Here is a 21228-nt window from a genome sequence, read left to right on the forward strand (position 1 = left end):
CAACTCCGATAGAATATCGGAATCACGCCTTAAATAATCCTATGTTTTAAACTGTCCAATTTTTGGGTCTCAGTTCAAATTGTGTAACTCTTTTTTGATTTTTTAGTGAATATAAAAATTTAGTAAAGGAGATTGATTAAAATTAAATAATTATATAGTATATAAACGAATTAAATAAAGAAGCAAATAAACTGTTAGGTGAGACTCCTACGTAAATATACGCTGATGCCCAGGAACATCCAGAGATGCCAACGGGTCAAACAGGAACTGTCGAGTTAAGGCTTTTCCCAGTCAGCTAGTTGAAAGACTTTACGTTACGTAGTGTTAAAACTGAACGACGAGTAATAATCGCTAGGGAAAGACCAATGCAGTTTTTGCGTTGGTCTTTTTGTTTGTTTGCCGATTTTTTAGAGGGAGAGATTACTATGTTAAAATTTAACTCTAAAGATCGCGTAGTAACTGATGCGACTTTGGCTAAGCAAATTGCTACAAAAGACAAGAATGAAGTTTTGAAGCAATTACAGACATCAACTAATGGCTTAAATTCAAGCCAAGCAAAGCAACGTCTTGAAGAAGATGGCTTCAATGAAGTATCAAATAAAGAGCGCCATCCTAAATTGCACTTTTTATTTGATGCTTTCATGACACCTTTTACTGGTGTACTTTTATTCCTTGCTGGTTTATCATTTTTAACCAATTATGTTTTTGTACCTGCTGATCAAAAGGATTTAAGTACAGTAATCATTATGATTACAATGGTTTTAGTTTCTGGAGTAACTAGCTATGTGCAAAATGTAAGAACTAGTGATGCAGTAGATTCTCTTTTGAATATGGTATCAGTAACTACTAATATCAAGCGAGATGGAAGTGATCAGGAGTTACCAACAAAAGATGTTGTCGTTGGTGACATTATTAATTTAGCGGCAGGTGATTTGGTACCAGCAGACATGTATCTATTAAAGAGTAAAGATTTATTTTGCTCCGCAAGTTCCTTGAATGGTGAATCAAATCCAGTTGAAAAAATTGCTGATGAAAGTCCAAAAGAAAATGATAACTATTTAGATTATCCAAATATTCTTTACGAAGGAACCAATATTGTTTCTGGTTCAGGAATGGGAGTAGTTTTCGCAACAGGAGACAAGACAGTCTTTGGTAATTTGGCACAAACATTAGCAAAGAATAAAAATAAAGAAACTACTTTTGATATTGGTATCAAGAATGTTTCAAAAATCTTATTAATTATGACTGCGGTGATTGCCCCACTTGTCTTTTTGATTAATGGTTTAACTAAGGGAGACTGGCTTAACGCACTGATTTTTGCGATTGCAACTGCTGTAGGACTCACTCCAGAAATGCTACCAGTAATTGTGACTAGTAATTTAGTTAAAGGTTCAGTTGAGATGGCCAAGCATGAAACTATTGTTAAGCGAATGAATGCAATTCAAAATTTTGGTTCAGCTGACATTCTTTGTACAGATAAAACAGGAACTTTAACTCAGGATAAAGTTGTTTTAGAACGTCACTATAATTTAAATTTGGAAGAAAATCCAAAGGTCTTAGAGCTTTCATACTTAAATAGTTACTACCAAACAGGGATGAAGGACTTAATTGATAAAGCAATCATTGATGCGGCTAAAGATGAGCTAGATGTGAATAGTATCAATCAAGATTATCAAAAGATTGATGAGATTCCTTTTGACTTTAAGAGAAGGCGCATGAGCGTAGTAGTTATGAATAAAAAGCACGAACATCTTTTAGTTACGAAAGGTGCTGCTGAAGAAATGCTTGCTTGTTCAAATCGAGTAATTCGTGATGGTGAAATTAAGTCACTTGATGAGCAACAGAGACGGGAAATTTTAGCTAAAATTGATGATATGAATCATGATGGACTTCGTGTTGTCCTTTTAGCTTATAAAAAGAATCCAGCTCCAGTTGGCGAATTCAGTGTTGATGATGAAACTGAATTGATTTTAGCAGGATTTTTAGCCTTTCTTGATCCACCAAAAGAAAGTGCAAAAGCTGCTTTAACTGCTTTAAAAGAAGATGGTATTACTGTTAAAATTTTGACAGGTGATAACGAAGCCGTTACTAGGAATGTTGGTCGGCAAGTTGGGCTTAAGATTGATCTTGTCTACCAAGGAAAAGATCTTGAAAATAAGAGTTCAGATGAATTAAAACGAATGGTGCAAGAATGTGATGTTTTCGTAAAATTATCACCTCAACAAAAAGCTCAAATTATTCGTTTGCTCAGAGAAGATGGTCATACCGTTGCTTATATGGGTGATGGAATCAATGATGCCCCGGCTATGAAAGCTGCCGATGTTGCTATCTCTGTTGATACAGCTGTGGATATTGCTAAGAAATCTGCAGATATTATTTTATTGCATAAAGATTTAATGATTCTAGAAAAGGGTGTCCAAATTGGTCGTCAGGTCTTTGGCAATACAATGAAATATATCAAAATTACTCTTTCATCTAACTTCGGAAATATTTTGTCAATTTTGGTTGCTTCATCATTTTTACCATTTTTGCCAATGCTACCAATTCAACTTTTGATTTTGGATTTAATATATGGTACAAGTTGTCTTTCAATTCCATTCGATGTCATGAATAAGCATTATTTGTCTGAACCAAGAAAGTGGAGTACTAAGAAGCTTCCTAAATTTATGTTTTACTTTGGACCAACTTCTTCAATATTTGATATCATTACATTTGTTTTGCTTTATTTTGTAATTTGTCCACAAGTTGTTGGCGCCAATTATACTGCTGCATCGACTTCACAAAAGTTGCTATTTTCAATTGTCTTTTGCACAGGTTGGTTTATTGAATCTCTTTGGACTCAGGAAATGGTTATTCATGCCTTGAGAGATCCAAGACTTCCATTTATTAAACAACATGCAACAGCAATTGTTACCTGGTCGACAATTGGAATGGCCGCTATCGGAACGGTTTTACCATTTATTACTCCAATTGCTAAAGTGATGAAATTTGGTCCAATCCCACTATATTTCTTATTAGTGGTTTTAATGCTCTTGGTTCTTTATATTGCATTAACTACATTAGTAAAGAAATGGTACATGAAATCAGAAAAATATTTGATCTAAAAGAAAAAGAGCCGCGCTTACGCGTAGCTCTTTTTTTGATAAACTACTTAATTTTAGTCAAATGCTAAAGCACCCATTGGATCCCATGGCAATAATTGAATTGGATTTTCTTTACCTTCATCGTAAGCCTTCTTAAGATCTTCTGGTAAGTACTTCTTGTTAATAACTGCTTGGTAAACAAATGAATCAAACCAAGCATCACTCATTACGAAGTAACCCTTAAATCCAGGTTTTTCACCCCATGAGTTTTCGATCTTCCACTTAGTTGGTTTGCCATCGACAATATCAACACCGGTAATAACCATAGCGTGATCCATCAAACTTTCACCTGAATCAAGCATGTCAGCTTTTGACATAGTAAAGTCAACATCAAATAATTGATCACGTCTGTAAAGCTTGGTATCAAGAAGTCCAGCACGACGTTCAGAATCTTTCACAACGTTTGAACCAAACCAAACTACTTCACCATCTTTAAGTTGTTTGATGATAAGATCTTTCATTTCTTCAACCTTTAAGTTCAAGTGACGAACTTGACGGCCGCCTTCAACGTTACCTAAGTATTCGACTGAGAATACCTTGTGGAAAGGCTTATCCTTAGTTGGTGCATTAATTGTAGAAATGTGGTTTTCAAGATCCATACCAACATATTTGTCGAAGAACTCTTTTGGAGTAATATCCTTGTCAATGTGGTAATTGTGGTCATCATCAGTGTATTCGAAGTTGAACTTCTTAGGTGGAACACCAAGTGAGATAGCTAAAATACGGAAGACGTCGTTAAGCATTTCTTCCTTGCGAGCTTGAACTTCGTCTTCACTCTTACCAGCGCGAACAAGTTCACGAAGTTCAAGACCATCCTTACGAAGTAAGGTATTCAAAGTATCGTTTAATGCGCTTGAGTTAGTTGCGTTAGCAGTTTCTGGGTAAACACTCTTTGGAACGATACCGTATTTTTCAATAATTCCGCAAAGCATATCCCATTGACCACCATCTTGTTGAGGTGTGGTAAATAAAAATGAAACTTTACGATCACCGAGATCTTGGTCAGCTGTTGCAATAACATTTTCAAAGAACCAGTTTGACTTTTCAAACTTGTCCCAGAAGTTAGTATAGTTTTGTGATAATTCGAAATCTTTTAATTGGAACTTCTTTTGAAGTGGATGACGCATAGTGTTTAATGCTGAGAACATCCAACAACGACCAGATTGCTTTTGATCAGCTGGTTTACCAGTTTCAATTTCAATTGAGAAAGTTGGATCAAGATCAATTTTAGTTTGTAAGTTTTGACTTGCCTTGAAGATGCCGTTTTCTTGGGCTGCGTGACTTGCAACATTGAAAACAGGATGCTTTTCAAGATCTGCTTTAAACTTATCAATTGTATCATGTGAAATTTCTTTGGACATAAAAATCCTCCTTTAATAATCGTTTAATTATTCTATATTTTATCTCATATTTTGTGAGTCGTCTATCTATGAAAATTTGCATATTGATTTTTGATAAGATATATAAAAATTTTATATCAGGATAAAGATTTATTAAAATGACTTAGTTTTGCATTCAAGCAGTTACTATCCTTTGTTAAGCTAAACTTAGTTTATAAGAGAAGAGAGGAGAATCTATGTCAAAAAAGAAAACTCCGTCTCAAGAAGAGATTAGGGACATAATGAGAAAAAATGATCATCAACCCAAGAAACATTTATTAATTTGGATGATTTTTGCCGTATTGGCAGTGATTATAGGTGCTGGAGGATTAGGTTATTATTACTTACATTCTGTTACTAATAAAATTTCTGCTAATCATTCATCAAAAGATTTAGAACAGTTAAAAAAAGGAAAACCAATTTCTATTTTAGTAATGGGAACTGATGTAGGTGCATTAGGACGAGGAAATTCTTATGCAGGTAATACCGATACTATGGAATTAATTACTATTAATCCTACTCAAGGAAGAACAGTAATTACTGCAATCCCACGTGATACTTTAGTTGAAGTTAATACTAAAGATGGAAAACTTTATGAAAAAATCAATGCGGCCTACGCGATCGGTGGACCTAAACTGGCAAAAAAACAAGTTAGTGAATTATTAGATGTACCGGTAAATTATTATGCATTAATGAATATGGGAACACTTGAAAAGATAGTAGATTCCGTTGGTGGTGTTGAAGTAGATAATCCTTTTGCATTTACGTTTGAAGGACATAAATATGTCAAAGGTAAGCAAGAATTAAATGGTAAGCAGGCTTTGGGCTACTCTAGAATGAGGTATGACGATCCAAATAATGATTATGGTAGACAAAGAAGAGCCCAACAAGTTTTAATTAGTGCAATTGAAAAGTTTAAAACTAAAGGCAATCTTCTGAGTGCTAATAAAATGTTAGTAGCGGTCAAAGATGGTGTAAGAACAGATCTCCCATTAGATGATTTGTCAATTTTGTATAAAAATTATGCCAATGCAATGAATTCTACTCAACAAGAACAATTGATTGGAAAAGATGCACAAGTTGATGGAATAGATTTTCAAATTGCCACACCTAATGAAATTAATAGAATTTCTAAACAAGTTCGCCATTCTATGGGAATTAGACCGGTTAATGTAAGTAATAATGAAACTGAATTAGTTCAACTTCAAACAAGCTGGAATGGCTATAATAATCTTAACTTCACTTTACCTAACGGTGCAAAATATAATCAATTACAAAAATAAAGCTCACTTTTAGTGAGCTTTATTTGTTAGCCGGTTTATGATACCAATATTTAGTTAGTTCAGGATGTTGTTCAAAATAAATAATAGCAATCGGGTCAAGTGGCCAAATTTTTTTATTCGAATCTTTTATAAATTCCATAACTTCATCCATCAATAAACTAATTTCATGTTCATCGTGTTGGTCTGGATTAATAAAAATATGATTCATTACCCAAACAGATTCATCTTTTCTGTCAATTAAATCAAGTACTGTTTCGGATGTCAAAACATCGTTTGATGCTTTTCTAGTGAAAACCTTTTTGTTATCTGGCATAATAATATTCCCCAATTTTTTAAATTTTTTCGGTAAAATTTTGATCTTTTACGTATATAGTAGTGAGAAGAAAATTTTTAATTTCCTCTAGAAACATTGTAAAATAGAACATTGTAAAAATGAAAGACTATTTAATGGAGCAAGCTCATGAAAACACGTGGATTTGAAGTTGTAAGTAAATATGAAGATAAAAATATTAGTTTACCAAAACGCCAGACTTTAGCAAGTGCAGGATATGATATCGAAGCAGCAGAAGACATCACTATTCCAAGTATTTGGCGTTTAAACTTTGTGCGAATTTTTCGTTTAATCAGAAATGGACATGAATTAAATGAACGTGACTATGAAATGGCTGATGATATTTTGAAGCCAATTTTAGTTCCAACTGGCCTGAAAGTTTATATGCCAGAAGATGAAGTGTTGATTTTAGCTAATCGCTCATCAAATACCTTTAAAAAGAACTTAGCTTTGCCAAATGGAATTGGAGTAATTGATTCTGATTATTACAATAATTCTAAAAATGAAGGTGAGCTTTTTGTTCAAGTTTTGAACTATGGTGTTCGTCCACTTCACATCAAAAAAGGTGAACGAATTGCTCAAGGTATTTTTATGAAATATTTGAAGACAGATGATGATGATCCAATTACACGCAAACGTACAAGTGGATTTGGATCAACTAATGAAACAGAGGAGAATTAATGGCGAAGGTTAAAACTCAATATAAATGCCGCTCTTGTGGTTATATTTCTGCTAGTTATCTCGGACGCTGTCCGAATTGTGGAGCCTGGAATCAATTTGAAAAGGAAAGTCAAGAAATTCAAAAGCGGTCAGCTAAGGCATCTCCAAGTAGATTGATTAAAAAAACTGGTGTAAATGAACCAGTAAAGCTTGATGCGGTTAAGGCTGAAAAAGAAGAGCGAATCCTGACCAGATCAGAAGAACTTAATCGCGTATTGGGTGGTGGAATTGTTCCAGGTTCGCTAGTTTTAATTGGTGGTGATCCCGGAATCGGTAAGTCGACCTTAATGCTGCAAATTATGAGTGAACTTGCTGAAAAGTACAAGGTACTTTACGTATCTGGAGAAGAATCAGCCAGTCAGATTAAGTTAAGAGCTGATCGATTGGGCGTTGGTCAAAGCGGGATGCTGTTGTATCCAGAAACGGATATGCATGATATTCGCGACCAAATTGATGAAATTAAACCAGATTTTGTAGTAATTGATTCAATCCAAACTATGAATGAGCCAAGTCTTGATTCAATGACTGGTTCTGCTTCTCAGGTTAGAGAGGTGACAAGTGAATTGATGAAAATTGCTAAGCTTGATGCAACTACAGTTTTTGTAATCGGCCACGTTACTAAAGAAGGAGCCATTGCTGGTCCTAAAATTTTGGAACATATGGTGGATACAGTTTTGTATTTTGAAGGTGATGAACATCATTCTTATCGTATTCTTCATTCAGTTAAGAATCGTTTCGGTGCCGCTAATGAAATTGGTATGTTTGAAATGATTAATGAAGGCTTAAGAGAAGTTTCTAATCCATCATCCATTTTCCTTGATCAAAGACTTCCACAATCAACAGGCTCGGCCGTTGTTGTATCTTTAGAAGGAACGCGTCCACTTTTAGCAGAAATTCAAGCTTTGGTAACCCCAACTGCCTTTGGTTATGCTAAAAGAACAACTTCGGGGATTGATTATAATCGGGCAGCGCTTCTTTTAGCAGTGCTTGAAAAGCGTGGCAATTTGATGTTGCAAAATCAAGATGTTTACTTAACTGCAACTGGAGGAATTCGCTTGAATGAACCTGCAATTGATTTAGCAATTGCGATGTCAGTTGCTTCAAGTTATACCAATAAGGAAATTTCACCAACTGATTGTTTTGTGGGTGAAGTTGGTTTGACTGGAGAGATTCGCCGAGTAGATAAGATTGATGTCCGAGTAAAAGAAGCTGCTAAAGTTGGTTTCAAGCGAATTTTTATCCCTAAGCATAATATGTATAGAGATTTAAATGACTACGGAATTGAAGTGATTCCCGTTTCAAGTATTCCACAGGCATTAAAATTAGTTTTTGGATAGGAAAGCAATTGAAGTTTTAACCTATTACGAGTAAACTAAACTTGTTTAATATACTATTTTGAAAGAGGCATGAATTTTGGCTAAACAAAAAATTCGTGTAAGATATGCACCAAGTCCAACTGGTCACTTACACATCGGTAACGCACGTACTGCACTTTTTAATTATTTATTTGCCCGTCATAATAAGGGTAAGATGATTTTAAGAATTGAAGATACTGACCAAAAACGTAACGTTGAAGGTGGCTCTGAGTCACAGATGGAAAACCTTCACTGGTTAGGTATTGATTGGGACGAAGGTCCTGACAAGGGCGGAGACTACGGTCCATATCGTCAATCAGAAAGAAAAGATATCTATAATAAATACATCAAGCAACTTATTGACGAAGGTAAGGCTTACTATTCATATAAGACCGAAGAAGAACTTGAAGAGCAACGTGAAGAACAACGCGCAATGGGTATTGCTCCTCACTATACTTACGAATACGAAGGTATGACTGCTGAAGAAATTAAGCAAGCTCAAGCAGATGCTGAAGCAAAGGGACTTAAGCCAGTTGTTCGTATCCACATTCCAGAAATGGAAACTTATGAATGGGATGATATGGTTAAGGGTCACCTTAGCTTTGAATCAGACACCATTGGTGGTGACTTCGTTATTCAAAAGCGTGATGGTATGCCAACTTACAACTTCGCCGTTGTAATTGATGACCACTTGATGGAAATTACTCACGTACTTCGTGGGGATGATCACGTTTCAAACACTCCAAAGCAATTGGTTGTTTATGAAGCACTTGGTTGGGAACCACCTAAGTTCGGTCACATGACTTTGATTATTAACTCAGAAACTGGTAAGAAACTTTCTAAGCGTGATGAATCAATTCTTCAATTTATTGAACAATACCGTGACCTTGGTTACCTCCCAGATGCAATGTTCAACTTCATTACTCTTCTTGGTTGGTCACCAGTTGGTGAAGAAGAAATCTTCACTCAACGTGAATTCATTAAGCAATTTGATCCAGCACGTCTTTCTAAGTCACCTGCTGCATTTGACCAAAAGAAGCTTGAATGGATTAACAACCAATACATCAAGAAGGCTGATCGTGATACCTTGCTTGATTTGGCACTTAATAACTTGCAAGAAGCAGGCATGGTTGAAGAAAATCCAAGTCCTGAAAAGATGGAATGGGTTCGCCAATTGGTCAACATTTACTCAGTTCAAATGTCATACACTGCCCAAATTGTTGAGATGGCTAAGATTTTCTTTGAAGATGCAAAGGATCTTTCAGAAGAAGAACTTGAAGAAATCAAGAATGATGATGCTCGTCCAGTAATTGAAGAATTCAAGAAGCAACTTGATTTGATTCCTCGCTTTACTGCTGTTCAAATTATGAACGCTGTTCAAGCAACTCGTAAGGCCACTGGAGTTAAGGGTAGAAAACTCTTCATGCCAATCAGAATTGCTACTACTCGTTCAATGGTAGGACCAGGTATTGGTGAAGCTATGGAACTTTTAGGTAAAGAAAAGGTGGTTAGCCACTTAGACTTAACCTTGAAGCAAATGGCTGAAAACGGCCTTTAATATTAAAAATACGCGTACAAATTTTTGTAGGCGTATTTTTTTGCTAAAATTTATTTATCGATTTCGACGTGATGTCGGAAAGCTAAAAAAATATAATAGAAAAGAAGTATAAATGGACATTGAGGATTATTTTTTCATATCCCTCTTAAAATTGGTAAAATAAGGATAACTATTTTTAGAAAGGACCATTAGCTGTGAAAGTTTATAACACGCTTACCCGTAAAAAAGAAGAATTTAAACCTTTAATTCCTGGAAAAATCAGCATGTATGTCTGTGGTCCAACTGTTTATAACTACATTCATATTGGGAATGCAAGAAGTGCAATTGCCTTTGATACTATCAGACGTTACTTTGAATACAAGGGATATGAAGTAAAGTATGTTTCTAATTTTACTGATGTTGATGATAAGATGATCAACGAAGCTCGCAAGGAAGGAATTACTGTTCCAGAACTTGCCGAGCGCTTCATTAATGCTTATTTAGAAGATACTAGTGCTTTAAACATTGAAAAAGCTACTTTACATCCACGAGCAACTCATGAAATTAAGGAAATTATTGAATTTGTACAAGCTTTGATTGAAAAGGGCTATGCTTACGAAGTTGATGGGGATGTTTACTACCGTGCTAAGAAGTTTGCTGATTATGGTGAATTGAGTCATCAAAATATTGCTGAACTTGAAGAAGGGGCTTCAGAACATATTAATGAAGAAGAACAAAAGCGTAAGGAAGATCCAATTGATTTTGCTCTTTGGAAGGCTCAAAAAGAAGATGATGAAATTGCTTGGGATTCTCCATGGGGCAAGGGTCGTCCAGGTTGGCACATTGAATGTTCTGTCATGTCAACTAAGTACTTAGGTGACACAATTGATATTCACGGTGGTGGTCAAGATTTGGAATTCCCTCACCATGAAAATGAAATTGCTCAAAGTGAAGCCAAGACCGGTAAGAAGTTTGTTAATTATTGGATGCACAATGGTTTCGTGACAGTTGGTAAAGATGAGGAAAAGATGTCTAAGTCACTTCACAACTTTGTGACTGTTCATGATATTTTAAAAGAAATTGATCCTCAAGTTTTACGTTTCTTTATGGCAAGTGTACAATACCGCCGTCAAATTAATTATTCAGATGAAAACCTTAAGCAGGCTCAAATTATTTTGGATCGCTTCAAGAATACTTTGACTAGTATTGATTACCGCTTGAAAGATGATACTAACGCTAAAGCAGATCCAAAACTTCATGAAGCAATTATGTCAACTAAGCAAAAGTTTGAAGACGCAATGGATGATGATTTCAATGTTCAAAACGCCATGACCGCTGTTTATGAACTGTTGCCAATTGTTAATGCTAATGTCAATGATGAACAAGTTGATAAAACAGAATTGGCTGACTTTAAGAAAATTCTTAGTTCATGGCTCGAAATTTTTGGAATCGATTGTGGAAAATTAGTTGCAGTTGAGACCGGTGATGACGATGCAAAAATTGAAGCTTTAGTTAAAAAGCGTGATGAAGCTCGTAAGAATAAAGACTGGGCTAAGAGTGATGAAATTCGTGAGCAATTAAAGGAAATGGGAGTAGTAATTCAAGATACTCCTCAAGGAACTAGGTGGAGTCGTGAATAAAGTTAAAAAATTAACCGAAACAGATGTTAATCCTGATACTTTGAATGGCCAAACTTTGGCTTATTTAGGGGATGCTGTCTATGAAATTTATATCCGTCGTCATTTGATTCGTGGCGGAATTGTAAAACCACAAAATCTACATCGTGAAGCAACGCATTATGTTTCTGCTAAAGCTCAAGCAGCCTTAGTAACTAAGATGCAAGATGATGAGATGCTAACTGAAGCAGAACTAGCAGCTTACCACCGCGGACGAAATGCCAAAACTCATACTAAAGCTAAAAATACTAGTTTAAAGACATATCAGCGTTCAACTGGATTTGAAGCAATTATTGGTTATCTTGATTTGCTTGGCAAGCATGATCGAGTAGATGAACTCAGTTTGTGGTGTATTGAGACGGTTGAAAATGGAGGAATAGATAATTATGACTTCGAATAATAAGGATTTTGTTTTTGGTCGTCATGCAGGAATTGATTTCTTAAAAACACAAGATGCAGGTAAGATCAATAAAGTTTTCTTGCAACATGGAATTCAAGAAGATTTTGCCAACCAGGTTTATGCTTTAGCTAAGAAGAAAAGATTGGTTGTTCAATCGGTTCCTAAGAACAAATTAGATCGTTTAGTTGATGGTGAAAATCACCAAGGACTTGTTTTAGCTGTATCCAGTTTTGAATATGCAGATTTAGATAAACTTCTAGATCAATTTGAAGAACAAGGAAAAGATGCCTTTATTTTGATGCTTGATTCAATTGAGGATCCACATAATTTAGGATCAATTTTACGTTCCGCTGATGCAACTGGTGTTGATGCGATTATTATTCCTAAGCGGCATGCGACTGGCCTTACTTCAGTTGTTGCTAAGACTTCAACTGGTGCAATTGATTATGTACCAGTTGCTCGCGTTAATAATTTGGTTCAGACTACAAAAGAATTAAAGAAGCGAGGTTTCTGGGTCTTCGGAACCGATATGGAAGGAACAGATTATCGCAGATGGGATGCAAAAGGTAAGACGGTTTTAGTAATTGGTAATGAGGGTAAGGGAATTGCTCCACTTCTTAAAAAGCAAATGGATCAAACACTTACTTTGCCAATGGTTGGACACGTTCAATCTTTGAATGCTAGTGTGGCAACAGGCGTTTTGCTTTACCAAATGCTTAACAGTAGACATCCCCTATAAACAAAAAATTAACTATGTTTTTCTGGCGCAAGCAGTGAAAAGTTCGTTGATTTAAAAACATTAGTTGTGAAATTTTTTCTCTGAGTAATTCAGTATGATTGAGATGAATACGAAGAGGGAGAATAATGCATGCCAAGAGAAGACATGTTAATCAAAAAAGTTGCTGAAAAAGATGGTGATGCTTTAGAGCAATTGATCGAGAATTATAGACCTATGATTGGATCCTTGAAGAAAACTTATTATTTAAGAGATTTTGATTCACAGGATTGGGATCAAGAAGCACGAATTGTTTGTTATGAGTCAGCTTGTGAATATACACAAGATAAAGGAAAATTCAGTGTATATTTTAGAAGTCGTCTAAAGAATAGAATTGTGACTTTGATTCGATATTATATGGCAAATAGAAGGCAAGATTACTTGTATAGTACGTCACTTGATGTAATCCAGAATAAAGAAAGGTCATATAAACCATTAAATGATGTTGAACATTTAATTATTGAAGATTCAATTAGAGAAGTTTCAACTGATTTTTTAGAAAATTTATCTGAGATGGAATTAGTATCTTTGCTCATCATGATTGGATCGGTAAGTGAAGAAGAGGCATTTGAAAGATGGAAGATAAATCCATCAATGCACAGACGGGCGAAAAATCGAATGACTGAAAAGCTAAAACGAGTTTTATTCGAGTAGTTAAATTAATGCTTTCTAAGAAAAGTGCTATACTAAAAGTGTAGAAATTTTTAGGAGGTAATTTAAGATGGCAGAAGTAATTAAAACTGCATTGTTGGACCGTGAAATGAAGGAAGCTTTTGAATGGAGCGACTCAAACGTACCTGTAAGAGATGCCCTTTGGGACTACTTCATGGAAAAGAATGGTAGAGATACCATGAAGACGGAAGAAGATATGCTTCCATTTTTGAAAGATTCAGATGAAAAAATCGAAGCCTTCGTCAACGAAAATCTTAAGAAATAATCCAACTAAAAAATAATTTCTACGCACAGTGATCACGCATGTTTGATCACCAAAACAGCTATCATTTGATAGCTGTTTTTTTGTGCAAAAATTTTGTTATAATGAGCAATAATTCAATTGAGATAATTGTGGAAGAAGTTTTATTGATCGATGAAATATATAATTGGAATTGATATTGGTACCACAGCAACTAAGGCTATTGCTTATGATCTTAATGGAAAACAAATTTTAGAGACAAGTAAAGCCTATCCGCTAATTCAAAATGTATCCGGACAAGCCGAAGAAGATCCTAAAATAATTTTTGATGCTGTGCAGGAAACAATTTTTCAAATAAGTAAAAAATTGGGTCCAGAGGCCTTAGCGATTTCCTGGTCGAGTCAAATGCATAGTTTAATAGGACTTGATGATGAAGGAAATTTGTTGACGAATAGTATCACTTGGGCAGATAATCGCGCCGACAGTGAAGTTGAACTTGCCAAAGAGTCAGGACAAGCAAAAGCAATTTATCAAAAAACGGGGATGCCTATGCATCCCATGGCTCCAGTTTATAAATTGAAGTGGTTGAAAAATACCAACCTTGATCTATACAAGAAAGTGGATAAGTGGATTGGAATTAAAGATTATATTATTTATCGTTTAACTGGAAAAATCATGAAAGATATTCCAATGGCCGCTGGGAGTGGCTTGCTTGATTTACAGACGCTTAATTGGGATGATCAGCTATTAGATTGGCTTGAATTAAGTAAGCATAATCTGCCAACTTTGGCTAAAGCAACAGAAATAGTGGGCACGATTAATGAAGATTACTTGCAGAAACTTAGTTTGTCAGAAAACACAAAAATCGTGCTAGGATCAAGTGATGGTTATCTTTCTACTATTGGTGTTGGGGTTCTAAATAATCAAGAGTTTGCTTTGAATGTTGGAACATCAGGAGCAATTCGAACTCTTGAAAGTAGGCCAATGATTGATGAGAAGGCGAGATTTTTCTGTTATCCAGCTGAAAAAGATTATTACTTAATTGGTGGACCAGTTAATAATGGTGGTATCATCTTTGATTGGGCAAAAAAGACGCTATTTTCTGCTGATGAAACTGCAGAAGATTTTTTGGATATTGCACAAACCGTGCCGGCAGGAAGTGGTGGACTGATTTTTCATCCATACTTAGGCGGAGAAAGATCGCCAATCTGGGATGCAAATGCTAAAGGATCTTTTGTTGGTTTAACTAGAAATCATACTAAGCCACATTTGGCTCGAAGCGTGATTGAAGGGATTATCTTTAATCTATATGAAGCTATGTCTGCTATTAGAACTTGCGTAGCAAAACCAAAGGCTATGAGAATCACAGGTGGCTTTGTTAAGAGCGACTTTGTTAGACAAATTTTAGCAAATGTATTTAATTTGCCTATTATTGCTATGAAAAATGATCAAAGTGGCAGTTTAGCAGCAATGTTTTTAGCTAGATTAGCTTTGGGACTGGATAATGAACTATCTGATATTAAAAAATTCATCAATGAAGATAAAGTATATTTCCCTAATCTTAAAGAAGTTGAAATCTATCAAAAAATTATCCCGATCTATCATGAAATTGGTTTAGAATTGTCAAAAAGTTATTTTGAATTAGCAAATTTTCAAAATAATTATCCAAATTTATTCAGTGAATAAACATAAATTGCATGACATCAATATTTCTGTTACAATAGCGAGAGTTTGGAAGTGAGATTATGGCAGTGAAAAAAGCGGCATTGGCCTGTACTGAATGCGGGTCACGAAACTACTCTATCACCGCAAATAAGAATCGTACTGAGCGACTAGAATTAAGAAAATTCTGTAAACATTGCGGAAAGATGACATTACATAAAGAAACGAGGTAATACTAATGATTAAGTTCTTTAAGAGTGTTGGTCATGAAATGAAATTAGTAACTTGGCCAAGCTACAAGCAAAACCGTCATGACACTATGACAGTTATTGTTTCCTCAATCTTGTTTGCTATTTACTTAGGTGTACTTGATTGGGCATTTAGTGCATTAACTCAAGCTATTATGTAATAGTTATGATAGATAATCTAACCCGTACGTGGTATAATTTTATCGATCGAGAAGAAACCTCTTTACGAGGTTTTTTTGTTTGCCAGTATTTAAGGAGAATTTAAATGGTAGAAACATCTGAAAAGAAATGGTATGTTCTTCATACTTATTCTGGTTATGAAGATAAGGTTAAGTCAGACTTGCTTTCACGTGCACAAAGTATGGGAATGCAAGATTACATTTTTCGTGTAATGGTTCCTGAAGAAGCTAAGGTGGAAACTGTTCGCGGTAAGAAGCAAGAAGTTGAAGAAAAAGTCTTCCCAGGTTACGTTTTAGTTGAAATGGTTATGACTGATGAAAGTTGGTTCATCGTAAGAAATACTCCAAACGTAACTGGATTTGTTGGATCACACGGTGGTGGTTCAAAGCCTTCTCCACTTCTTGAAGAAGAAGTAGAAAGATTGCTCAACCAACAAGGTCAAGTTGCTAAAGAACCTGATCTTGATTTGGAAATTGGTGAAACAGTTACAATCACAGAAGGTGCCTTTAACGGTATGGTTGGTAAGATTACTGATATTCAACCAGATAAGCGAAAGGTTTACGTATCAGTTGATATGTTTGGTAGAGCAACTACTGCTGAACTTGAATATAACCAAATTAAACAATTTGATGGAGAAGAATAATTTGCTATTGTAATTAGTCCTAATAGATGTTACGATAGCAAAGTACGTTTATTATTGCGGGAGGAGAAGTAGGTAAATTCTCCATTTTAACCGCATCACGGAATCAAGGAGGTTTTGACCGTGGCAAAGAAAGTTATTAACGTAGTTAAGTTACAAATCCCAGCTGGTGCTGCAACACCTGCACCTCCAGTTGGTCCTGCATTGGGTCAAGCTGGTATTAACATTGTTGGTTTTACTAAAGACTTCAATGCTAGAACTGCTGACCAAAAGGGCATGATTATCCCTGTAGTTATTACAGTATATGAAGATCGTTCATTCGAATTCATTACTAAGACTCCACCAGCACCAGTATTGCTTAAGCAAGCTGCTAAGATCCAAAAGGCTTCTGGTGAACCTAATACCAACAAGGTTGGTAAGGTAACCAAGGCTCAAGTCAAGGAAATTGCCGAGACTAAGATGAAAGACCTTAACGCTGCTGATATCGAAGCTGCTATGCGCATGGTTGAAGGTACCGCTAGAAGTATGGGTATCGAAGTCGAAGACTAATCCTGTTATTTAGGTAACATATTAGGTGGGAGAGCTTAGAGAGAGCTCGTTTGACCACATATACAAGGAGGAAATCACATGCCAAAGCATGGTAAGAAATATTTAGAAGCTGCTAAAAAAGTAGATCCAAACAAGTTTTATTCAATTGAAGAAGCTATGAAGCTCGTTAAGGAAACTTCATATGCAAACTTTGATGCTTCAGTTGAAGTTTCATACAACTTAAGTGTTGACCCTAAGCAAGCTGACCAACAAATCCGTGGTTCACTTGTTTTACCTAACGGTACTGGTAAGACACAAAAGGTTATTGTATTTGCTGAAGGTCCTCAAGCTGAACAAGCTAAGGCAGCAGGTGCAGATGAAGTTGGTTCAGATGAATTAGTAGAAAAGGTTCAAAACGGTTACTTAGACTTCGACGTTGTTGTTGCTACACCAATGATGATGGCTAAGGTTGGTCGTTTGGGTCGAGTACTTGGACCTAAAGGTTTGATGCCAAACCCTAAGACTGGTACTGTTACTATGGATATCGAAAAGGCTGTTAAGAATGTTAAGGCTGGTCAAGTAGAATACCGTGTAGACCGTCAAGCATCAATTCACACTGCTATCGGTAAGGTATCATTTACTGAAGAACAATTAGCTGAAAACTTCGAAGCTTTACGTGACGTTATTCTTCGTGCACGTCCAGCTGCAGCTAAGGGTCAATACATTAAGAGTGTTGCAGTTGCAGCAACTTTTGGCCCTGGAATCAAGCTTGATCCATTAAACTTGAACTAATAATAGATCATTAAATTAATTATAGAAGCACCTCGCGCTATTGCGAGGCGCTTTTTTTATGTGGTATCATTAGTTGATTTAATGCACAATTAAAGGAGTTTTTCATGCGTAAACATCGTTGGATTAAGATCGTTGGCTTATTATTTTTGGCCACTTTTTTCTTAACAGCTTGTAAAAATAATAATTCGAATAAGATTACAATAGTGGGATCAAGTGCGATGCAGCTACTTGCCGAACAAGCAGGTAATGATTATCGTCTTGCTCATCCATCCAGTAATATTGTAGTTCAGGGTGGTGGTTCAGGAACTGGACTGAGCCAAGTTCAAGCCGGTGCGGTTGAAATAGGTACTTCAGATGTCTATGCCGATACTCAAAAAGGTATTGATAGTAAAAAATTACAAGATCATTTGATTGCCGTCGTTGGAATTGTTCCAATTGTCAATAAGGATGTTGGAATTAAGAATCTATCAATGAATCAACTAAAAGATATTTTTACCGGAAAAGTAACAAATTGGAAACAAGTCGGTGGTAAAGATGAAGCAATTACTGTAATTAACCGTTCAAAGGGTAGTGGTACTCGTACTACTTTTGAAGATATTGTCTTAGATGGCCAAAAGCCGATTCGTTCCCAAGAACAAGATTCAAACGGTACGGTTAAAAAGATTGTAAATACAACTCCAGGTACAATTAGTTACATTTCCTTCCCATATGCAAATGACAAGAATATTCAAAAGTTGAATATTAATCATGTCAAACCGACTAACGCCAATATTACTACTAATAAATGGCAATTATGGTCATATGAGCATATGTATACTAAAGGAAAACCTAATAAAAGTGTTAAGGCCTTTATTGATTACATGTTAGGGAAGAAGGTTCAAGGTGAACTTATTCCTAAGATTGGATATTTAAGTATCAATCAAATGAAGGTTGTACGTGATAGTAAGAATAAGATTACAAAGATCGGATAAAGAATGAATAAGAAAACAGATGATTTAAAGCAGGTAGTTGATCAAGCAATTGCCGAGCAAAAAGTCCCTCATGTAAAGTTAAATAAACTTGGACCGACCAGTGTTGATATTGAGCGTTTAACTCAGCCTTCAAAAGAAACGCGTCAAGAATATTGGGGTAAGGGTTTAACTTACTGTGCAATTGGTTTAATTATTATTTTAGTTGTTTCAATTATTGGATTTGTTGGCGCACATGGTTTGTCAACCTTCTTTACTGATCACGTAAATGTCTTTCATTTCTTGTTTTCTACTGATTGGGATCCAAGTGATGGTAAAAATCATGTTGGTGCGGCCGCAATGATAGTTACCTCATTTTCAGTGACTCTTCTTTCAGCATTAGTAGCAACACCATTTGCAATTGCAGTTGCCTTATTTATGACTGAATATACTTCTAAAAAAGGAGCCAACTTCTTGCAATCAGTTATGGAATTGTTGGTTGGTATTCCATCAGTTGTTTATGGTTTCTTGGGTTTAACAATCATTGTTCCAGTAATTAGAAATCTTTTTGGCGGAACTGGATTTGGTATTTTATCGGCTACTTTAGTTTTATTTGTAATGGTTTTACCAACTATTACTTCATTAACTGTAGATGCTCTTAAGGCAGTACCTAAGCAGTTCAGACAAGCTTCTGCAGCTCTTGGAGCTACTCATTGGCAAACTATCTATAAAGTTGTTTTAAGAGTGGCGACGCCTCGAATCTTAACAGCGGTAATTTTCGGAATGGCAAGAGCCTTCGGTGAAGCGTTAGCGGTTCAAATGGTAATTGGTAATGCAGTCTTAATGCCATACAACTTAATCAGTCCATCTGCAACTTTGACAAGTCAATTAACTAGTCAAATGGGTAATACTGTTATGGGTACTTTACCAAACAATGCTCTTTGGTCACTTGCACTTCTCTTATTGATTATGTCGTTAGTATTTAATTTCTTAGTTAGATTAGTCGGAAAGAAGGGACAAAAATAATGAATGCAAAACGCAGTGATAAATTAGCTACAATTATCATTTATATTTTTGTAGCAATTGTTGTCTTGATTCTTGCCGGTATTTTAGGAAATATCTTGATTACTGGTGTACCACATCTTTCCTGGCATTTTTTAACATCAGAAGCTTCATCATATCAAGCCGGCGGTGGTGTTCGTGACCAATTGTTTAACTCAATTTATCTATTGATTTTAACTACAATTATTTCCTTTCCAATTGCTTTGGGTTCAGCGATTTACCTATCTGAATATGCCAAAGACAATTGGGTAACTAGTTTAATTAGAACTACAATTGAAATTCTTAGTTCACTTCCATCAATTGTTGTTGGTTTATTCGGTTATTTATTATTTGTAGTTCAATTTGGCTTTGGTTTCTCAATTATTTCTGGTGCCTTGGCTTTGACCTTCTTCAATTTACCAATTTTAACTAGTAACATTGAACAGGCTATTTCAGGTGTTCCTGAACAACAGCGTGAAGCTGGCCTTGCTTTGGGTCTTTCCAATTGGAAAACTATTCGAGGAATCGTTTTACCAGCTGCACTTCCAGGAATTTTAACCGGTTTGATCTTGAGTGCAGGTAGAATTTTTGGTGAAGCAGCTGCTTTAATTTATACAGCAGGTCAAAGTGGCTCAACAGTTAATTACACTGACTGGAATCCGTTCAGTCCAACTAGTCCACTTAATGTAATGAGACCAGCTGAAACTCTTGCTGTTCATATTTGGAAAGTTAATACTGAAGGTATTATCTCTGATGCAACAATTGTTTCCGCAGCTACATCTGCATTACTAGTAATCGTTGTCATCATATTTAACTTAGGTGCCCGCTACTTAGGTAATAAGTTGTACCAAAAACTAACTGCTGCAAAATAAAGGTGAAAAATGGAAAATTTAAAACCCAGCTACATAAAAACTTTTGAAAAAGATGATATTGCTTTAGAAGCAAAGGATTTGAGCGTTTTATATGGCGGAACAGTCCAAAAATTATTTGATGCTAGTTTACAATTCAAACGAAATACAATTACTGCTTTAATCGGAGCCTCTGGTTCAGGTAAGTCGACTTTTTTACGTTCTTTAAATCGAATGAATGATAAAGTGGCTACAGTTAATGGTGAAATTATCTTTCATGATTTAAATGTGAATAAAAATAATATTAATGTTTATGAACTAAGAAAGAATATTGGAATGGTTTTCCAAAAGCCAAATCCATTTCCAAAGTCAATCCGTGAAAACATCACTTACGCTCTTAAAGCCCATGGCCAAACTAATAAAAAAGAATTAGATAAGATTGTGGAAGAAAGTTTACGTGCTGCTGCTCTTTGGGATGAAGTTAAAGATACGCTTGATAAAAGTGCCTTGGCGTTATCAGGTGGTCAGCAGCAACGTTTGTGTATTGCCCGTGCTTTGGCAGTTCAACCTGAAATTTTACTTTTAGATGAGCCGGCTAGTGCGCTTGATCCTGTTTCAACTTCTAAACTTGAAGATACTTTAAAGCAGCTTAGAAGTAAGTACACTATGATTATGGTTACTCATAATATGCAACAGGCTTCAAGAATTAGTGATTACACTGCATTTTTCCATCTAGGTCATGTAATTGAATATAATACTACAGCTGAGATCTTCACTAATCCAAAGGGAGAACTTACTGAGGATTATATTCAAGGTAGTTTTGGTTAAAG

Annotated in this window: 22 protein-coding genes and 1 riboswitch; of the genes, 20 read left to right on the top strand and 2 right to left on the bottom strand. The window is 35.6% G+C overall.

From position 1 onward, the window contains the following. The first annotated feature begins 183 nt into the window (after positions 1 to 183). A riboswitch (M-box (ykoK) riboswitch) is annotated at positions 184 to 350 on the top strand. 75 nt (positions 351 to 425) lie between these two features. Next, complete coding sequence (mgtA, locus tag NFR82_RS03070) at positions 426 to 3104, top strand: magnesium-translocating P-type ATPase (RefSeq protein WP_251716702.1); 2679 nt, start codon at positions 426 to 428, stop codon at positions 3102 to 3104. Between the two features lie 53 nt (positions 3105 to 3157). Here mgtA and pepC read toward each other — a convergent pair whose 3' ends face one another. Further along, positions 3158 to 4504, bottom strand: coding sequence for an aminopeptidase C (pepC, locus tag NFR82_RS03075; protein WP_251716704.1), 1347 nt, complete (start codon positions 4502 to 4504; stop codon positions 3158 to 3160). A gap of 215 nt (positions 4505 to 4719) precedes the next feature. On the opposite strand from pepC, the gene NFR82_RS03080 reads away from it, so the two are divergent. Further along, positions 4720 to 5805 (top strand): LCP family protein, encoded by a 1086-nt coding sequence (locus tag NFR82_RS03080; protein ID WP_251716705.1) that lies wholly within the window; start codon positions 4720 to 4722, stop codon positions 5803 to 5805. A gap of 19 nt (positions 5806 to 5824) precedes the next feature. Here the strand turns inward: NFR82_RS03080 and NFR82_RS03085 are convergent, their stop codons facing one another. Continuing rightward, positions 5825 to 6118 (bottom strand): N-acetyltransferase, encoded by a 294-nt coding sequence (locus NFR82_RS03085; RefSeq protein WP_251716707.1) that lies wholly within the window; start codon positions 6116 to 6118, stop codon positions 5825 to 5827. 147 nt (positions 6119 to 6265) lie between these two features. On the opposite strand from NFR82_RS03085, the gene NFR82_RS03090 reads away from it, so the two are divergent. From NFR82_RS03090 to pstB, 18 genes are all read left to right on the top strand, one after another. Further along, positions 6266 to 6817, top strand: a complete 552-nt coding sequence (locus tag NFR82_RS03090; protein WP_251716709.1) for a dCTP deaminase/dUTPase family protein — start codon at positions 6266 to 6268, stop codon at positions 6815 to 6817. Then, positions 6817 to 8193 (top strand): DNA repair protein RadA, encoded by a 1377-nt coding sequence (radA, locus tag NFR82_RS03095; RefSeq protein WP_251716711.1) that lies wholly within the window; start codon positions 6817 to 6819, stop codon positions 8191 to 8193. Before NFR82_RS03090 ends, radA begins: the two co-directional genes overlap by 1 nt. 76 nt (positions 8194 to 8269) lie before the next feature. Continuing rightward, on the top strand, positions 8270 to 9769 hold the full coding sequence (gltX, locus tag NFR82_RS03100; protein WP_251716718.1) for a glutamate--tRNA ligase: 1500 nt from the start codon (positions 8270 to 8272) through the stop codon (positions 9767 to 9769). 194 nt (positions 9770 to 9963) lie between these two features. Beyond that, the gene (gene cysS / locus NFR82_RS03105) at positions 9964 to 11388 is read left to right on the top strand and encodes a cysteine--tRNA ligase (protein ID WP_251716720.1); all 1425 of its coding nucleotides are present in this window, start codon (positions 9964 to 9966) and stop codon (positions 11386 to 11388) included. Continuing rightward, positions 11381 to 11824, top strand: a complete 444-nt coding sequence (locus NFR82_RS03110) for a Mini-ribonuclease 3 (RefSeq protein ID WP_251716721.1) — start codon at positions 11381 to 11383, stop codon at positions 11822 to 11824. The genes cysS and NFR82_RS03110 overlap by 8 nt, the downstream gene beginning before the upstream one ends. Next, positions 11811 to 12563, top strand: a complete 753-nt coding sequence (gene rlmB, locus NFR82_RS03115; protein WP_251716723.1) for a 23S rRNA (guanosine(2251)-2'-O)-methyltransferase RlmB — start codon at positions 11811 to 11813, stop codon at positions 12561 to 12563. Before NFR82_RS03110 ends, rlmB begins: the two co-directional genes overlap by 14 nt. 129 nt (positions 12564 to 12692) lie before the next feature. Next, on the top strand, positions 12693 to 13253 hold the full coding sequence (locus tag NFR82_RS03120) for a sigma-70 RNA polymerase sigma factor region 4 domain-containing protein (RefSeq protein ID WP_251716725.1): 561 nt from the start codon (positions 12693 to 12695) through the stop codon (positions 13251 to 13253). A gap of 67 nt (positions 13254 to 13320) precedes the next feature. Continuing rightward, positions 13321 to 13536, top strand: a complete 216-nt coding sequence (locus NFR82_RS03125; protein WP_251716727.1) for a P8 family protein — start codon at positions 13321 to 13323, stop codon at positions 13534 to 13536. Positions 13537 to 13686: 150 nt separating this feature from the next. Beyond that, positions 13687 to 15198, top strand: a complete 1512-nt coding sequence (locus NFR82_RS03130) for a gluconokinase (protein ID WP_251716728.1) — start codon at positions 13687 to 13689, stop codon at positions 15196 to 15198. 59 nt (positions 15199 to 15257) lie between these two features. Further along, on the top strand, positions 15258 to 15407 hold the full coding sequence (gene rpmG / locus NFR82_RS03135; protein ID WP_251716730.1) for a 50S ribosomal protein L33: 150 nt from the start codon (positions 15258 to 15260) through the stop codon (positions 15405 to 15407). Between the two features lie 5 nt (positions 15408 to 15412). After that, positions 15413 to 15583, top strand: coding sequence for a preprotein translocase subunit SecE (gene secE, locus NFR82_RS03140; protein ID WP_251716732.1), 171 nt, complete (start codon positions 15413 to 15415; stop codon positions 15581 to 15583). Positions 15584 to 15687: 104 nt separating this feature from the next. Beyond that, a complete protein-coding gene (gene nusG / locus NFR82_RS03145) occupies positions 15688 to 16245 on the top strand; it encodes a transcription termination/antitermination protein NusG (protein WP_251716734.1) in 558 nt (185 codons plus the stop codon). Between the two features lie 120 nt (positions 16246 to 16365). After that, a complete protein-coding gene (gene rplK / locus NFR82_RS03150; RefSeq protein ID WP_251716736.1) occupies positions 16366 to 16791 on the top strand; it encodes a 50S ribosomal protein L11 in 426 nt (141 codons plus the stop codon). 78 nt (positions 16792 to 16869) lie between these two features. Beyond that, entirely contained in the window at positions 16870 to 17562 is a 693-nt protein-coding gene (gene rplA / locus NFR82_RS03155) for a 50S ribosomal protein L1 (protein WP_251716737.1), read from the top strand. A 104-nt stretch (positions 17563 to 17666) separates the two neighbouring features. Next, positions 17667 to 18533, top strand: coding sequence for a phosphate ABC transporter substrate-binding protein (locus tag NFR82_RS03160; protein ID WP_251716739.1), 867 nt, complete (start codon positions 17667 to 17669; stop codon positions 18531 to 18533). A 3-nt stretch (positions 18534 to 18536) separates the two neighbouring features. Then, positions 18537 to 19535, top strand: a complete 999-nt coding sequence (gene pstC, locus NFR82_RS03165; protein WP_251716741.1) for a phosphate ABC transporter permease subunit PstC — start codon at positions 18537 to 18539, stop codon at positions 19533 to 19535. Further along, on the top strand, positions 19535 to 20422 hold the full coding sequence (gene pstA, locus NFR82_RS03170) for a phosphate ABC transporter permease PstA (protein WP_251716743.1): 888 nt from the start codon (positions 19535 to 19537) through the stop codon (positions 20420 to 20422). Before pstC ends, pstA begins: the two co-directional genes overlap by 1 nt. 9 nt (positions 20423 to 20431) lie before the next feature. Beyond that, the gene (pstB, locus tag NFR82_RS03175; protein ID WP_251716745.1) at positions 20432 to 21226 is read left to right on the top strand and encodes a phosphate ABC transporter ATP-binding protein PstB; all 795 of its coding nucleotides are present in this window, start codon (positions 20432 to 20434) and stop codon (positions 21224 to 21226) included. Positions 21227 to 21228: the final 2 nt, after the last annotated feature.

It is taken from the genome of Lactobacillus agrestimuris (assembly GCF_943193025.1).
Taxonomy (GTDB): Bacteria; Bacillota; Bacilli; order Lactobacillales; family Lactobacillaceae; genus Lactobacillus; species Lactobacillus agrestimuris.

Coding starts and splice junctions, on each gene's coding strand:
- NFR82_RS03125 (WP_251716727.1), top strand. CDS start 13,321: ATGGCAGAAGTAATTAAAACTGCATTGTTGGACCGTGAAATGAAGGAA.
- NFR82_RS03085 (WP_251716707.1), bottom strand. CDS start 6,118: ATGCCAGATAACAAAAAGGTTTTCACTAGAAAAGCATCAAACGATGTT.
- pstB (WP_251716745.1), top strand. CDS start 20,432: ATGGAAAATTTAAAACCCAGCTACATAAAAACTTTTGAAAAAGATGAT.
- mgtA (WP_251716702.1), top strand. CDS start 426: ATGTTAAAATTTAACTCTAAAGATCGCGTAGTAACTGATGCGACTTTG.
- rlmB (WP_251716723.1), top strand. CDS start 11,811: ATGACTTCGAATAATAAGGATTTTGTTTTTGGTCGTCATGCAGGAATT.
- NFR82_RS03080 (WP_251716705.1), top strand. CDS start 4,720: ATGTCAAAAAAGAAAACTCCGTCTCAAGAAGAGATTAGGGACATAATG.
- secE (WP_251716732.1), top strand. CDS start 15,413: ATGATTAAGTTCTTTAAGAGTGTTGGTCATGAAATGAAATTAGTAACT.
- radA (WP_251716711.1), top strand. CDS start 6,817: ATGGCGAAGGTTAAAACTCAATATAAATGCCGCTCTTGTGGTTATATT.
- NFR82_RS03130 (WP_251716728.1), top strand. CDS start 13,687: ATGAAATATATAATTGGAATTGATATTGGTACCACAGCAACTAAGGCT.
- nusG (WP_251716734.1), top strand. CDS start 15,688: ATGGTAGAAACATCTGAAAAGAAATGGTATGTTCTTCATACTTATTCT.
- pstC (WP_251716741.1), top strand. CDS start 18,537: ATGAATAAGAAAACAGATGATTTAAAGCAGGTAGTTGATCAAGCAATT.
- rpmG (WP_251716730.1), top strand. CDS start 15,258: ATGGCAGTGAAAAAAGCGGCATTGGCCTGTACTGAATGCGGGTCACGA.
- NFR82_RS03120 (WP_251716725.1), top strand. CDS start 12,693: ATGCCAAGAGAAGACATGTTAATCAAAAAAGTTGCTGAAAAAGATGGT.
- pepC (WP_251716704.1), bottom strand. CDS start 4,504: ATGTCCAAAGAAATTTCACATGATACAATTGATAAGTTTAAAGCAGAT.
- NFR82_RS03160 (WP_251716739.1), top strand. CDS start 17,667: ATGCGTAAACATCGTTGGATTAAGATCGTTGGCTTATTATTTTTGGCC.
- pstA (WP_251716743.1), top strand. CDS start 19,535: ATGAATGCAAAACGCAGTGATAAATTAGCTACAATTATCATTTATATT.
- rplA (WP_251716737.1), top strand. CDS start 16,870: ATGCCAAAGCATGGTAAGAAATATTTAGAAGCTGCTAAAAAAGTAGAT.
- NFR82_RS03090 (WP_251716709.1), top strand. CDS start 6,266: ATGAAAACACGTGGATTTGAAGTTGTAAGTAAATATGAAGATAAAAAT.